Genomic DNA, 13,336 nt, shown 5'->3' with positions numbered 1-13,336 from the left:
GTTATATAATGATTTCCTCTCTGCCAATAAGCCAATTGATCATCAGCTCTTCCCTTCTGTTTTATAAATATTTAAAAAAGCAAAGTTATGTTTTTTAGTCATCATTTCTTACACATTCGTCATTCCGATAAAAGATTGTTTCCTCGTAGATCTTTATTAAGATTTTATTTAAAACAATACATACAAAAAACAGCAGAAATTCAAAGTTTCCTGCTGTTTATATCTTATTTGTCAAAGTAATTTATATACTTTGCGCAGGTGATTCCATCACAGTAACACTTACATTGCTGACAGATTTCACAGTCCCTGATTCTCCATGTATATCAGAAAGAAAATTAGGGAAGTCTTCAATAGGAAAAGCCCAATAATAATGGCCATTGACCGGAGAAGGAAAGTTGGCCTGCAACCTTCCATTCAATTTCATAGGAACAAAGTATTCCACAGAAGATCCTTTTAATTTCGTCAGAATAGAAATGGTCTTTTTAGAGTGCGCCGGAACAATAGTTTTATAAGTACTGGTTTCTGTAATTTCCTCGGAATTTTCTGTCCCCTCCGTTGTATCTCCTCCAACAACAACCTTAGTGCTTGCCGATGCTTTTGCAACCAGCGGAATATCAACGGATACTGATGCTGCTACTTCAAATGATCCTGAAACAGTACGTTTCCACGAGGTAGAATATCCTTTTTTGTAAGAATAGGATACAGTAATTTCGCTTTCCCTATCTCCATTATTAATAGCTTCCGTAGTATAAGCATTATCCGGCAAATCTATTCCGTCGGTTTTTATCGTTACCTGAGGCGTTCCTAAAACAATGGAAACATTGGGATTAGGAGCTGTATTTCGGGCATCTCCATCTACAGAAAGATCAGGATTAAAGATAATTCCATCCGGGATCTGGCCATTGTATGCAAAAACATTTTTCAACCTTGTTCTTTCTCCGGAATAACTGATATCATATCCCATATCTTTCAAATGGTTGGGCTTGAAAGGGATTTCATGCTCTTCATTGGTAGAACTTTTTACACTCAGATTATTATTATCTGACAATTTAAACTCATCTACAATTTTCCAGCCTTTCTGCAGCATCTCAGCCTCTGTCAGCTGTACTTTCTTTACATCAGCAGTATTTACCTTTGCTGAATCATCATTCATTGTACTCACTTCATCTCTTGAACATGACACTGAAAACATCAATAAGAGAAACCAAAAAGAATTGATTTTTTTAATCATTTTAATAATTTTTTAGTGTTTAATAATTAAATTTACAAAAAACGAACTATTTTAAGCTGTTTTTTTGCGAATTAATCAAATTTTAATTTTTCCCAATTTCCTATCTGATTATCCCGTATTTTGTTATAAAATGCTGTTTATATGAAATTTATCAATTTAGAGACTGGAATTTTTTATATGATTTACACTAACTTTGAACTATGAAAAAGCTTGAATCACGAGAAGATATTGAAGACCTAGTCAATGCATTTTACAACAAAGTCGTTAAAGATGAAACCATAGGTTTCTTCTTTAATGATATCGCTAAAGTAGATTGGGACAAACATCTTCCCAAGATGTATTCTTTCTGGGAATCTATCCTTTTTGGGCAAATGACCTATAAAGGAAATCCAATGGGTGTACACTTCCCGATCAATGAGAGACAGGCAATGGAGCAGATGCATTTTGACAGATGGCTTTTGCTTTGGCGTACCACTATTGAAGAAAACTTCGTAGGAGAAAACGCAGATATGGCCATCTACAAATCCGAAAACATAGCAAAGCTAATGGCTTTCAAGATGGATTTAGCAAGGAGATTATGATGAGGTTCGGAATGCGTGTTCCATAATGTAGCGTATAAAACCCGGGATTTATTTCAAACAGTAAATTTTCTCTTTTAAGGAACAATTACCGTAAAGATATACGCTGCCAGATTCACCAGTAGAACAGTTCCATACAGGATATTTGTTTTTCCACGGCTTAAGGAAAGCATAACGATAAAGACGGATAAAGAAAGCAGGATAATGTCCTTTTTATCCAACCCCAACACTAATGGAATATCGTACATGATACATACCGCTGAAACTGCCGGAATCGTCAGCCCGATACTTGCCAGTGCCGAACCCAATGCTAGATTTAAGCTGGATTGTATCTGATTGGCTCTCGCTGCACGGATGGCAGCCACTCCTTCAGGGAGAAGAACCACTGCGGCAATAATAACCCCAACAAGGGACTTAGGAGCTCCAACACTTTGTACCATCCCTTCTATAGTATCAGATAATCCTTTTGCCATAAGCACAACAATAACAAGACACACTACCAAAAAAGCAAAACTGATAAGCGTTTTTGTGAGTGAAGGAATGTAATGTTCTTCCGGATGTTCATCAGGAACAATAAAATAGCTTCTGTGGCGCACAGTCTGTACCATCAGGAAAATTCCGTAAATGACAAGACATGCAATGGATATAAAAATAAGCTGTGCTTCGTTATAGAAAGGTCCGTTGACACTTGAAGTAAAATTAGGAAGAACAAGGGTAAGTACGAGAATGGAAACAATACTTACCAGATAAGTAGTTGCTGAGGTTCTTGCGAAGAACTGCTCATGATATTTAACACCGCCTACAAGAATACATATTCCCAGAATTCCGTTAAGAATAAGCATGACAGCGGCAAAAACTGTATCTCTGGCCAGCGTGATCGCCTGATCTCCGCCGGCAACCATCAGCGAGATGATCAGCGCGACTTCAATAATAGTGATACAAAGGGCCAGGATAATAGTTCCGAAAGGCTCTCCTACTTTATGAGCGACTACTTCGGCATGGTGCACTGCTGATAAAACACTCCCGATCAGTAAGATCCCGGCAAGAATATCATAAAGAACTCCCGATCCCATCAGTCCGGAAAAGTAGTACCCTACCGCAAGGAGAGGAAAAATATAAGTATAATGTAAGAATTCTTTAGGTTTCATAAGTGACTACAAAATACAAAAAATCTATGAAATTTTAAATATCAAAAGAAAATATTAATAATATTTTAATGAGGCCAAAAGTTAAAGTCCTGATAATCTGTGAACATATGAAACAGAAGCCCAATTCCAATAATTCTGATATTTCCTTTAAAAAACAGCAGCAAAAAATACACCGCAATGGCATAATAGGAATGTAAAAAATGAAATCCTATACTTCCTCGTGACGGATCAAAAATCGGATTGGCAAAAAGGTGGTCCAGATCTACGAGCATAGTAGCCAGGAGAATGAAATACGCTTTCTTCCAGTTTTTACGGTAAAAAATCAATGCAATAAAGACCGGAAAAACGAGATGCAAAAAATAATGGGTAAAGGTTTTGAGCAATGCAATGTCTGATGGAGCCATTAATAGATAATTTTATTCGGTTTCTATGCTTACCAGCGTAAAATTAAGGGTAATTCTCCGTTTTTTGCTTTTATTTTTATCCAATAATCCTGTGATTTGTTCCCGTAAAGCACATAATCTATGTCGGAAATGATTCTTTTTTCATTGATACCCAGCGTTTTTAAGGAAGAATAGAGCAAAGCATTGTTTCTGATCAGAATATAATTTTCTTTTAGTTGAGGAGATAATAATGCTGTTGATTTTTGGGTTGATTTGATGGCAATACCTTCATTATTCCGGCTGATTTGATTCGGCTGAAAAGGAATTGCCGTAAATTGATTTTCGTTGTTGATCCACTTTTTAGACTGGAAATATGCCCAGGTTTTTTCGGGATCACTACTTTTAATATCGATGAAATAATTAGGTTGGATAATTTTTTGAAAGGTCTTTTTTTCCACTTCATTGAAATTATCATCATATTCATAGCTGATGATGGTATCGTTAACCTGTTCAAGATCTGCTGTTACCTTAAAATAATTTATTTGTGAAGAATCAGCTATACTTTTACTGAAAAAACGGCTGAAATTTTGGATATTTTCTTTGTCTAATTCGAGATCCAGAAAGTGCTTTCCTGTCTGAAGTTTGGAGGCGATGGAATTAAAATTTTTGGGATTTGAATTGTTTTTGATTTCAATTTCATCATCATTTAGTTCAATAGAAAAGTTTTGAATCTTCTTTCCTGAAATAAGGGAAAGGCTTCCCGCTGTATGATGAATAAACTGATCCGCATCCAAAACAGGATTTGAAGAAGTCTGAAGAAGCTGTTTCTGAAGGGTTTCAAAAGCCATGTCTGAAGTGCCCGCAATACAGTGATTACCATCGATTACAACAAAAAACCGATCCTTCTGAAAACGGTTATTTCCTTTATCAACAAAGTTTTGCTTTTTTAAAAAGGTGATGAATTTTCCTGAATCTTTCAATTCTAAAATACTATACCATTCAGAAAATTTTGTGTCTTTAAGATGGAAGATCTGCAAAAAATCCGGGATTCTGATTCCTGCCTCTTTCAATGAACCTGAACTCTTGCCTTTGGCTTTGCTTCCGGACCAATGTGAAGGATGTGTTATCAGGTTGAAGACGTATTGTCCCGTTAGTTTCTTTACATCAATTAAAACTACTGCATCTGCATTTCCAGGAATATATTTGAGGTTCTTATTCTTATAAAAGGCCACAAAATATACTGCAATAGCGAGCAATACAATTAACGGGACAATAATCTTCTTTTTGTTCATTTATAAAATTTGTGGTTTCTCTTCTTTTTCTTTTGTTTTAAAAACCTGATCGAATATATCAAAGAAATACATTAAGCTGTTTTCCGAAGAGTCTTTAATATTATAATTCATTTCAGTCTGGATGCTTTCTCCTTTCACTTCTGTTTTATAATACATTTCTCCTACATTTTTTCTGATGGCATCCAGTGTTTTTCTTTCTTTTGGAGTTTTAAACTCTTTATCCAGACCTGTTAAAAGCTTCTGAATATCCAATCTTCCGGATAACGGATATTTCGCTGAATCTTTTGCCCATTTTCTTGAAATATCAGATTGGTTTACCGATAAAATATTGTCGGCAGAGCTCATCAGATATACCACTCCATCTTTTACGGTAAAGAACAGCTGATCAATATACCCTCCATTTTTCTCTTCTTTAAAAGTGTAAAAGTTTCCTTTTTTAGAGAATCTTTTAGACAGTTTTTTATTGGTAGTCAACAAATCAAAAATACGGTTCCAATAGCCTTCATTTTCTGTTGCAAAAGCGAAAGTGAAGTTGGGAACAGCGATTTCTTTGGTCTTTTTTACTTCTTTTTCATTAAAATCAGCATCGTATTCGTAATCGGTGTATTCTACTGTTTTGGATTTCAATTCGTTCAAAACAAAGATTCCGTTTCCGGGTGCAATTTTAGTAATGGCTTCTTCGTCCAGAACAATTTTCATGGTTTCCATGATGAGCTCCATTTCTTTTTTGTACTCATTTTCTCCGGAATTCTGAAGAAGGCTGTACATCATGTCGAAACATTTCGCTCCATTGACGTTCATGGCGTAGTAACCAACGCTTTTTTCATTGATGAGTTCCAGCAGCTTTTTGCTCTTCTTCCCTTTGTAAATAGCTGAAATATTCTTTTGAATGTCTTCATTTTTGTGCTGATAATTATTCACCAATCTTACTTTATCTTTATCAAAATACAGATTGTACGAATAGTTGGAATCGTACATGTTTTTAAAAAACTGTCCATAGCTGTAGAACTTCGTCATTTTGCCATAGATTCCATCATTTACGATTCTTCCATAATCTGTGTAGACAAAAACATCGGAACTGGCATCTCTGAATTTCAGCATTTCTTTAGGAACTTCAATTTCTAAATTTGAACTAAAATACAGGTCGAAACGGTCTTCAGCGTTCTTTTTCACAACCTTGAAGTTTTCTCTGCGGATAGAATCCTGTTCTTTTTTGTAAGCTTTATCTTCTTCCTCGTCATAGGCGTAACCATCATTAGGCATTTCTTCTCCGTTTTCAGAATTCTCAGCACTTTCCTTCTCTTCAGGATATTTATGATGTTTCTGAAGGTATTTGATATCTTTTTGAATTCTTGCAATCTCGTTATTGTTATCTTTAATGCTCTCTTTCAGATATTTAATATCATCTTTAAGGCTTTTGATTTCGTCTTTATAGTTAAAAGGTTTTTCCGGCTCATCTGCACTGTCTCCTGCTTCTGCGTAAACGGAATCGACAGCAACGGCGGTACTATCTGCAACAGCTTCTGTTGTCCAAAGATCTTTATAAGGCTTGGTATAGCTTATCATGCTAAGAACTGCACGGCTTCCATTCCACGCCACAAAAACATCATCATTAATATCTACGTAAGAGTAGTTTTTTCTGCTGGAAACTTCCTGTCCTTTTTTCTTCACAGAATTAATGAACTCCTGGAACTTTTCCTTATTATCAATGATAAAATGAGTGTTGTATGTCTTAATAGAATCATTAAAGCTTGCGTAATGATACTGAACAGCATCATATTTGATTCCGGTTTTGGAATAATCTGTCCATGAAGGTGCTTCTTTGCTTTTTTTGCTTAGCTCATGAAGCAACGGGTTCAATTTATTCCAGTTGATTTTATTATTAAGCTGCTTTCCGTTCACTTCCATATAAAATACGGCATCAGACGGTATTTTCATACTATTTTGGGCAAAACCCAGTGTAAAACCAAAGAGTACAAAAATAATTTTTTGTGTTTTTAATAAGATAGATTTCATGACTATAGTTTAGAAATTTATTGAAAAAGAATAGTGTTTTGTATTTGTTTTTTCTGAAGGATAAGATCCAGAATATCAGCCTCCAGTTTAAGTGCTTTTTTATTGGGAGAAAGCACGTAGGTATTATTCGTTTGTGATTTCACGGTGCTTTCGAACTGCATAATGGAAGTATATTTTGCATCGTTAAAAACTTCCTTGTCTGCCTTGCTCATCTTGTCGTAATCTGCTTTGAAGGTGTTGACTTTATTCCTTGTCAATGTCTTTTTTTCAAGATTCTGGCTGTAAACCTGAGTAGGAACCATTTTACCCAATATATTCTGAGCCTTCAGTTTGTCCAGACCAGTATTGATGTTTTCAATTTTCTTGAAATTACAGCTCAGTTTAATGATGTAATTATCAAAATCCATGGATGTTTTCACATTGCTGATTCCGGGAGTTGCTTTGAAAATTTTTGCTGCTTCATTGATTTTATTTTCAATTTCAGCCTTTTTCGGAACTTTTTTCCCGTTGATAGTTTCCATTTTTGAGATGGATGCCAGCCTCGTTTTGCTTTTACTGGCGTTAAGAATAATGGTATATTCTCCCGTTCCGTCAGCCTTCACATTCACTTTATCAAGGATATCGAAACAGCTTGTAAGGAATAGTAAAGGAAAAAATAGAAGAAATAATCTGAGAAAATTTTTCATGATTGGTTTTAAAGCCACAAAATTACTCAATTTTGGCCTTAAATCCTTATAATCTCTGATTTTTTGGGCATAAATAGCTGTTTCCCGGTACTTTTTTAGGGGAAAATACGGTATGATTCCGTATACTATTTTTTAAATACGTCCTTTCAGGTAATCCTGACGAAGATCTTCATCCAGCTTTTCAATAGCGTACCGAAGGCAGGTTCTGGGCATTTCTTTGTAATACTTGTTCAGGTAGCTGATGAGTTCGCCTTCATTTTTATTTCCCATTTCCCTTAATAGCCAGCCATTGGCTTTATGCATCAGATCATGAGGATGCTTCAAGTTTTTGGTTACAAATTCTTTGGTAAGATCAAATGATCCTTTTTTGATGTAATGCATGGTCCCCACAACAGCTATTCTCTTATGCCACATTTCTTCAGATCCTGAAAGTTCTCTTAGAAGGCTTTCTTTCTGGTTTTCAAAAGCATACCGCCCTAAAATCTTATAACAAGTGGAGTCTACCAGATCCCAGTTGTTGACATAAGGAAGATGATTCAGATAAAAAGCTACCACTTCTTCTTTTACGGCTTTATCTTTTGTTTTTTCAAACTTTGAAATCAGCATGAAAAGAGCTGTCAGTCTATGTTCATGGTATTTTGAAGAAAGCAATACACTGAGATCTTCCAAATTGATTTTTGAATAATACTCTTTGGCAACAGAGCGCTGATCCGGAACTGTTACGCCCAGAAACAAATCGCCTTCGCCATATTCTCCTTTTCCTGTTTTGAAAAATCTAGGAAAGAATTCTGCCTTTTCAGGAATGGATAGAACAGCAAGCGATTCCTGTATTTCTTTAACAATGCTCATATGACAATTTAAGCGTTCTCTTCTACAGCTATATTTTCCTGCTCTTCCTCTTCTTTGGCAATCTTGTTAGGATTGGCTACTTTGGCAATGGTAAGCCCCTGAACAATGATTGAGAATACAACAACACAGTAGGTAATACTTAAAATAATTTCACTGTATTCACTTTTGGGAATAGACATCGCCAGTGCAATGGAAACTCCTCCACGGATTCCTCCCCAAACCAGCACTTTTACCGTCTGCGGACTGAAACTTTTTCTCAGAGAAGTAAATTTTGTAGGTCCCCAGATGGAAATAAATCTTGCAAACAGAACAACTACAATGGCAGCTAAACCAGGAATCATAAAATGTCTGAGATCTTTAATCATCAAAAGTTCAAATCCGATGAAAAGGAATAATACAGCATTCAGAATTTCATCAATCAATTCCCAGAATTTAATCAGATAATCCTGAGTAACAGATTTCATTTTGAAGCTTCTGTTGAAGTTCCCCATAAACAATCCTGCCGCCACCATTGTCAACGGCCCTGAAATATGCATTTGACGGGCAATAAGATATCCTCCCATTACCACAGAAAGCGTTACCAATACAGAAATAATATAATCATCCACTTCACGCATCAGCCTAGATGTAACCCAGCCCAGCAGGACTCCGAGTAAAAGACCTCCTCCGGCTTCTTTAAGCAAAAGCAATCCGATGGTTTCAACACTCAGATCTACTTCTTTCCCGACCGCCAGCTGTAAGATTACTGTAAAAACCACAACCGCCATACCGTCGTTAAATAGAGATTCTCCTGCTACTTTTGTTTCCAGTGATTTGGAAACATTAGCCTGTTTCAGAACACTAAGAACCGCCACCGGATCGGTAGGAGAAATCAAAGCTCCAAAAACAAGACAGTAGATAAAGGGAAGCTTAACTCCCACATAAGGAAGCAGATAAAACATTCCAAACCCTACCACAAAAGTAGAAATCACAACCCCTACTGTGGAAAATATTACTACGGGTCTGAACTGTTCTTTCAGGTCATTAATATTAATATGAATTCCTCCTGCAAAGAGTAGAAAATTAAGCATTGCTCCCATCAAAACCTCTGTAAAGTCGATACCGTTCATAAGCTTGTGAAGATGCCCGAACGTTCTCGGAAGCACTGTTTCTCCAAACATTACCAGAAAAATAGAAACCACAATGGCGATCACCATAATTCCGATGGTACTCGGAAGTTTTAAAAACCTGTAATTGAGATAGGCAAATATTGATGCTAATACGATTAATGCTGAAAATGAATAATATAATTCCACTAAGTGTTTTTTATTTTAAGATTAATTGGTTAGTTCCAAATAAAGTATTTTGATATAAATCTTACTGCTGCCTTTTTCCCAGACATCATACATGGCATCCTGAGAAGCTTTTGAACTTCTTGTATAATCTTGCCCAACATTCAGAATGTTCAGCAGAATGTATTCGTCTCCTACAGAATTGACTACATAGGCTGTTTTTTCAGATGTACCGTCTCCTGAGCTTTTTATCCCATCAGTAAGTGCACGGAACTGGTTCAGGTGATGCATAAAGTTATTTCCATCCTTCAGAGAATCATATGCTCTCAGAAGGATCAGCAAAATATCAAGATTCGTAGGATCTTTATCATACAAAGCCCTTCCCTGTTTGATGCAATCTGCAAAATTGTTCTGCTTAAAAGCATCCACAAGACTTTTAAAGCTGTCTTCTGATGTGCTTATTTTATCATTTCTAAAGTTTCTTCCGTAATAGAGATATTGTGCTTCTATACTGTCCAGAGACTTTGGATACCCTTTAAATTTAAAAATAAGTTTCTCGTAGTTGTAAGGAGAATCAGAACTTTTGAGACTCTTCTCAATAGCTTTTAAATCTATTTTCGATTTCTGGCTGAACCCAAAAACCGAAAAAAGGATGAATAAAAGGAAAAAGTAATACTTCATTAATTGCTGCTTTCTTCTTCGTCGTTGTCGAAATATTCGAAAAGGAAATCATTGTATGGAAATCTTGAAATATGAATCTTCATGACTTCATCATAGATCATTTTCTTCATTTCCGGGAAGTTCTCCTTCGTTAATGCAGAAATGAAAACCGTTGGATATTTTGATTTCGCCATCCAGGTTTTTTTCCATTCTTCCAGAGAAATATTTTTACGGGTTGTAGGCGTAAGATCATCCTCATCTTTTTTCTCATAACTGAAGTCGTCAATCTTATTGAAAATCATAATCATTGGTTTCTGATGAGCATTGATTTCCATCAGGATATGATTTACAGATTCTATGTGATCCTCAAAGCTTTCGTGAGAAATATCCACCACATGAATCAAAAGATCAGCTTCACGTACCTCATCCAAAGTAGATTTGAATGATTCTACCAGCTGAGTTGGTAATTTTCTGATAAATCCTACGGTATCTGTAAGCAGGAAAGGTAAATTTCCAATTACTACTTTTCTTACGGTAGTATCCAGTGTTGCAAATAATTTATTTTCAGCAAAAACTTCAGATTTTGAAATGGAATTCATCAAAGTAGATTTTCCTACGTTGGTATACCCTACCAAAGCGGCACGAACTACTTTTCCACGATTGTTTCGCTGAGTAGCCATCTGCTTGTCAATCGTCTTTAATTTCTCCTTCAGCAAGGTAATCCTGTCACGGATAATACGACGGTCAGTTTCAATTTCCGTTTCACCGGGACCTCTCATCCCAATACCCCCTTTCTGACGCTCAAGGTGAGTCCACATTCTTGTTAATCGCGGCAAAAGATATTGATATTGAGCCAATTCTACCTGAGTTCTTGCATAAGAAGTCTGTGCTCTTTGGGCAAAAATATCAAGAATAAGATTGGTACGGTCCAAAATCTTCACTTCCATATCTCTTTCCAGGTTTTTAAGCTGTGAAGGAGAGAGTTCATCATCGAAAATTACAGTCCCGATCTCGTTTTCTTTTACGTATTCTTTTATCTCAATTGCTTTTCCGCTCCCGATAAAGGTTTTGGAATCCGGCTGAGTCAGTTTTTGGGTAAAACGCTTTTGTACGGTAGCTCCGGCTGTGAAAGCTAAAAACTCAAGTTCATCTAAATACTCCGTCAGTTTTTCTTCGTCCTGATTTTGGGTAATAACACCCACTAAGACTGCCTTCTCATAGTTATGTTCTTTCTTTTCTAACATTAAGTTCTGTCTATGTTTATGATTTTTACAAGTTAATATTTTTCAGAAAAAAAACAAAATCAATTTTTATTTAATAACATATTTTAAGATAAATTTAAGTTTGACATTAAAAAATTTGTAAAAAAATTAATAACTTTAGGTAATAAATTTCTGATTTTTAAATATTTAACCTAAAATTTAATCTCCGGAATATCATGATTACCCATATTAGATGTATGATTATTGATAATGATGAACTGGACAGGCTGGTTCTTCAGCATTATATCAAGCAATATCAGAATATTGAAATTGTTGCCTCTTTTGATTCTGCAGAAAAGGCTATTCCTTATCTAGATCTCCCCATTGATCTTCTCATCACAGAAACCAACCTGCATGGAATGAACGGTCTTGAGTTCCGCAAACTTGCTCATAAAATACCTGCATGTATTTTCGTAAGCTCATATCCCGAGATAGCCGCCAAAGTTTTCGATATCAACACATTAGACTTCATCACCAAACCTCTTACTGCAGAACGTTTTCATCATTCGATGGAGAGGCTGTTCAATTTTTTTGAAGTAAAAGAGAAATGTGAATGCTATGATGCCATGGTAGGAGAAAACTGCATCAAAATAAAAGAAGGCACTAACATTTTTCAAATCAAAATGAAAGATATTCTGTATCTGGAAGCTCTGAAAGATTATACAAGAATCATCACTCTTGAAAAAAATCACTGTATTTTAAATTCTCTGGGGAATCTCCTGCAAAAGAACTTTTTCGAATCGTTCGTAAGAATACACAGAAGCTATGCTGTACCACGTCATCTCATCCGCGGAAAAAACTGCCATGAAATAGAACTGGCTCATCATATCAAACTTCCTATAGGCCGAACTTATAAGGATAATCTTTCTTTTTTCAATCCTTAAAAACCTCAACTAACACTCAACAATAATTCACAAAATGCTATTGGTCGATTATTTCTGCTGTTTGTCTATTTTCTTGCCATTTGATTGAGATAGGTGGTAATTTAGTCTTCCCAAATCCCCTTTATTGTAAGCCTTTGTAAGTAACCTAAAAACATTTTTGTCTATGAAAAAAAAATCTATCTATTCTCCCCTCTTTTCCCCAATCCTATATTGATTCTTAAGTTTTGGCATCAGCCACAATTTGTATAAAAGAATGGAAATAAGATCTTCACACAACCCCTGATTTTTTAACAGAGTTGGTATAAAACAATAATTTAAAGCTTGAAACTTCAAAAAAGTAGTCTCAACAGCCTGAATTTTGACCCATTTTTAAAAAGATGCCCAAACAGGCATGCAGATTATGATAGCATAAATTCTAGGAACACAAATAAAAAATTTATTGGCAGTTTGACATATACAGGCACTTAAAAAAACTATTCTTAAAAGCTAATAACTCAAAAAAACTAATACCCGCAAAAGCTGATAACCAAAATAGATTTTTCAAACAAAAGAAAGTCCGCTAGAAAGCGGACTTTTTATATGATAAAAAAAATAATTAATCCCAATCGGCAGCTACAAATTTCATTGAATTTCCATTCTCATCGGTTAAAGTAAGGAAATGCCCTTCCACTGAGTATTTTGTCATGGTTTCAATTTTCCTCTGAAAAGAGGTTTCAAGCTCCATACTCTGGCAGGCTTTCATGGTGCCCACTCTTTTTGAAATTTTCACTTTCCCTCCTTTTTTAAACTCGGTTACAAAAGACATTTGGTTACATCCCATGTAAGCATTTCCCTGAATTTTACCCTCAATCATCTTGGCTGTCAGATTCATTTCAGCCTTATTCGCTATCAGTTGATCTTTTGAAAAACCATCTAAGGAAACCAGCATCCATTGCCTTTGAAGAGAAGGATTTTTATCGGGTATTGAGGAACAATTCAAAACTACTCCTAAAAGTAAAACTGCAAAAAGTGACAATAGTATCTTTTTCATGCGGATTATCATCCCATTTTCGTACCATTCCGGGACAGAATCTCGT

13 protein-coding genes are annotated in these 13,336 nt (G+C 35.6%); 2 read left to right on the top strand and 11 right to left on the bottom strand.

The features are described 5' to 3' along the window. Positions 1 to 241: 241 nt before the first annotated feature. Entirely contained in the window at positions 242 to 1,231 is a 990-nt protein-coding gene (locus LKL37_RS15740; protein WP_431611459.1) for a hypothetical protein, read from the bottom strand. A 200-nt stretch (positions 1,232 to 1,431) separates the two neighbouring features. Between LKL37_RS15740 and LKL37_RS15735 the strand changes: the two genes are divergently transcribed. Next, a complete protein-coding gene (locus LKL37_RS15735; protein WP_431611458.1) occupies positions 1,432 to 1,812 on the top strand; it encodes a group III truncated hemoglobin in 381 nt (126 codons plus the stop codon). 74 nt (positions 1,813 to 1,886) lie between these two features. Here the strand turns inward: LKL37_RS15735 and LKL37_RS15730 are convergent, their stop codons facing one another. The 9 genes from LKL37_RS15730 to hflX form a co-directional block, all read right to left on the bottom strand. Continuing rightward, complete coding sequence (locus LKL37_RS15730) at positions 1,887 to 2,957, bottom strand: calcium:proton antiporter (protein WP_105700413.1); 1,071 nt, start codon at positions 2,955 to 2,957, stop codon at positions 1,887 to 1,889. 65 nt (positions 2,958 to 3,022) lie between these two features. Beyond that, positions 3,023 to 3,361: a DUF6122 family protein gene (locus LKL37_RS15725; RefSeq protein WP_047376129.1), complete on the bottom strand. Its 339-nt coding sequence runs from the start codon at positions 3,359 to 3,361 to the stop codon at positions 3,023 to 3,025. 29 nt (positions 3,362 to 3,390) lie between these two features. After that, positions 3,391 to 4,632 carry a hypothetical protein gene (locus LKL37_RS15720; RefSeq protein ID WP_431611457.1) on the bottom strand — a complete coding sequence of 414 codons (1,242 nt, stop codon included), beginning with the start codon at positions 4,630 to 4,632 and terminating at the stop codon, positions 3,391 to 3,393. Next, on the bottom strand, positions 4,633 to 6,570 hold the full coding sequence (locus tag LKL37_RS15715; RefSeq protein WP_431611456.1) for a hypothetical protein: 1,938 nt from the start codon (positions 6,568 to 6,570) through the stop codon (positions 4,633 to 4,635). A 95-nt stretch (positions 6,571 to 6,665) separates the two neighbouring features. Beyond that, entirely contained in the window at positions 6,666 to 7,334 is a 669-nt protein-coding gene (locus tag LKL37_RS15710) for a hypothetical protein (RefSeq protein WP_431611455.1), read from the bottom strand. A gap of 132 nt (positions 7,335 to 7,466) precedes the next feature. Beyond that, a complete protein-coding gene (locus tag LKL37_RS15705) occupies positions 7,467 to 8,183 on the bottom strand; it encodes a DNA alkylation repair protein (protein WP_431611454.1) in 717 nt (238 codons plus the stop codon). Positions 8,184 to 8,191: 8 nt separating this feature from the next. After that, entirely contained in the window at positions 8,192 to 9,478 is a 1,287-nt protein-coding gene (locus LKL37_RS15700) for a cation:proton antiporter (protein WP_105700408.1), read from the bottom strand. 21 nt (positions 9,479 to 9,499) lie between these two features. Further along, the gene (locus LKL37_RS15695; protein ID WP_431611453.1) at positions 9,500 to 10,135 is read right to left on the bottom strand and encodes a DUF4919 domain-containing protein; all 636 of its coding nucleotides are present in this window, start codon (positions 10,133 to 10,135) and stop codon (positions 9,500 to 9,502) included. After that, a complete protein-coding gene (hflX, locus tag LKL37_RS15690) occupies positions 10,135 to 11,358 on the bottom strand; it encodes a GTPase HflX (RefSeq protein ID WP_431611452.1) in 1,224 nt (407 codons plus the stop codon). Before hflX ends, LKL37_RS15695 begins: the two co-directional genes overlap by 1 nt. Positions 11,359 to 11,552: 194 nt before the next feature. Between hflX and LKL37_RS15685 the strand changes: the two genes are divergently transcribed. Continuing rightward, positions 11,553 to 12,260 carry a LytR/AlgR family response regulator transcription factor gene (locus LKL37_RS15685; RefSeq protein ID WP_431611451.1) on the top strand — a complete coding sequence of 236 codons (708 nt, stop codon included), beginning with the start codon at positions 11,553 to 11,555 and terminating at the stop codon, positions 12,258 to 12,260. A gap of 595 nt (positions 12,261 to 12,855) precedes the next feature. Here the strand turns inward: LKL37_RS15685 and LKL37_RS15680 are convergent. Further along, positions 12,856 to 13,290, bottom strand: a complete 435-nt coding sequence (locus LKL37_RS15680; protein ID WP_431611450.1) for an META domain-containing protein — start codon at positions 13,288 to 13,290, stop codon at positions 12,856 to 12,858. Positions 13,291 to 13,336: the final 46 nt, after the last annotated feature.

Origin of the sequence: Chryseobacterium sp. 'Rf worker isolate 10' (genome assembly GCF_050753305.1) — a bacterium.
Taxonomy (GTDB): Bacteria; Bacteroidota; Bacteroidia; order Flavobacteriales; family Weeksellaceae; genus Chryseobacterium.
Note: the sequence above shows the minus strand (reverse complement) of the source record. Positions and strands in the feature narration are given on the sequence as shown.

Coding starts and splice junctions, on each gene's coding strand:
- LKL37_RS15740 (WP_431611459.1), bottom strand. CDS start 1,231: ATGATTAAAAAAATCAATTCTTTTTGGTTTCTCTTATTGATGTTTTCA.
- LKL37_RS15735 (WP_431611458.1), top strand. CDS start 1,432: ATGAAAAAGCTTGAATCACGAGAAGATATTGAAGACCTAGTCAATGCA.
- LKL37_RS15730 (WP_105700413.1), bottom strand. CDS start 2,957: ATGAAACCTAAAGAATTCTTACATTATACTTATATTTTTCCTCTCCTT.
- LKL37_RS15725 (WP_047376129.1), bottom strand. CDS start 3,361: ATGGCTCCATCAGACATTGCATTGCTCAAAACCTTTACCCATTATTTT.
- LKL37_RS15720 (WP_431611457.1), bottom strand. CDS start 4,632: ATGAACAAAAAGAAGATTATTGTCCCGTTAATTGTATTGCTCGCTATT.
- LKL37_RS15715 (WP_431611456.1), bottom strand. CDS start 6,570: ATGAAAATACCGTCTGATGCCGTATTTTATATGGAAGTGAACGGAAAG.
- LKL37_RS15710 (WP_431611455.1), bottom strand. CDS start 7,334: ATGAAAAATTTTCTCAGATTATTTCTTCTATTTTTTCCTTTACTATTC.
- LKL37_RS15705 (WP_431611454.1), bottom strand. CDS start 8,183: ATGAGCATTGTTAAAGAAATACAGGAATCGCTTGCTGTTCTATCCATT.
- LKL37_RS15695 (WP_431611453.1), bottom strand. CDS start 10,135: ATGAAGTATTACTTTTTCCTTTTATTCATCCTTTTTTCGGTTTTTGGG.
- hflX (WP_431611452.1), bottom strand. CDS start 11,358: ATGTTAGAAAAGAAAGAACATAACTATGAGAAGGCAGTCTTAGTGGGT.
- LKL37_RS15685 (WP_431611451.1), top strand. CDS start 11,553: ATGATTACCCATATTAGATGTATGATTATTGATAATGATGAACTGGAC.
- LKL37_RS15680 (WP_431611450.1), bottom strand. CDS start 13,290: ATGAAAAAGATACTATTGTCACTTTTTGCAGTTTTACTTTTAGGAGTA.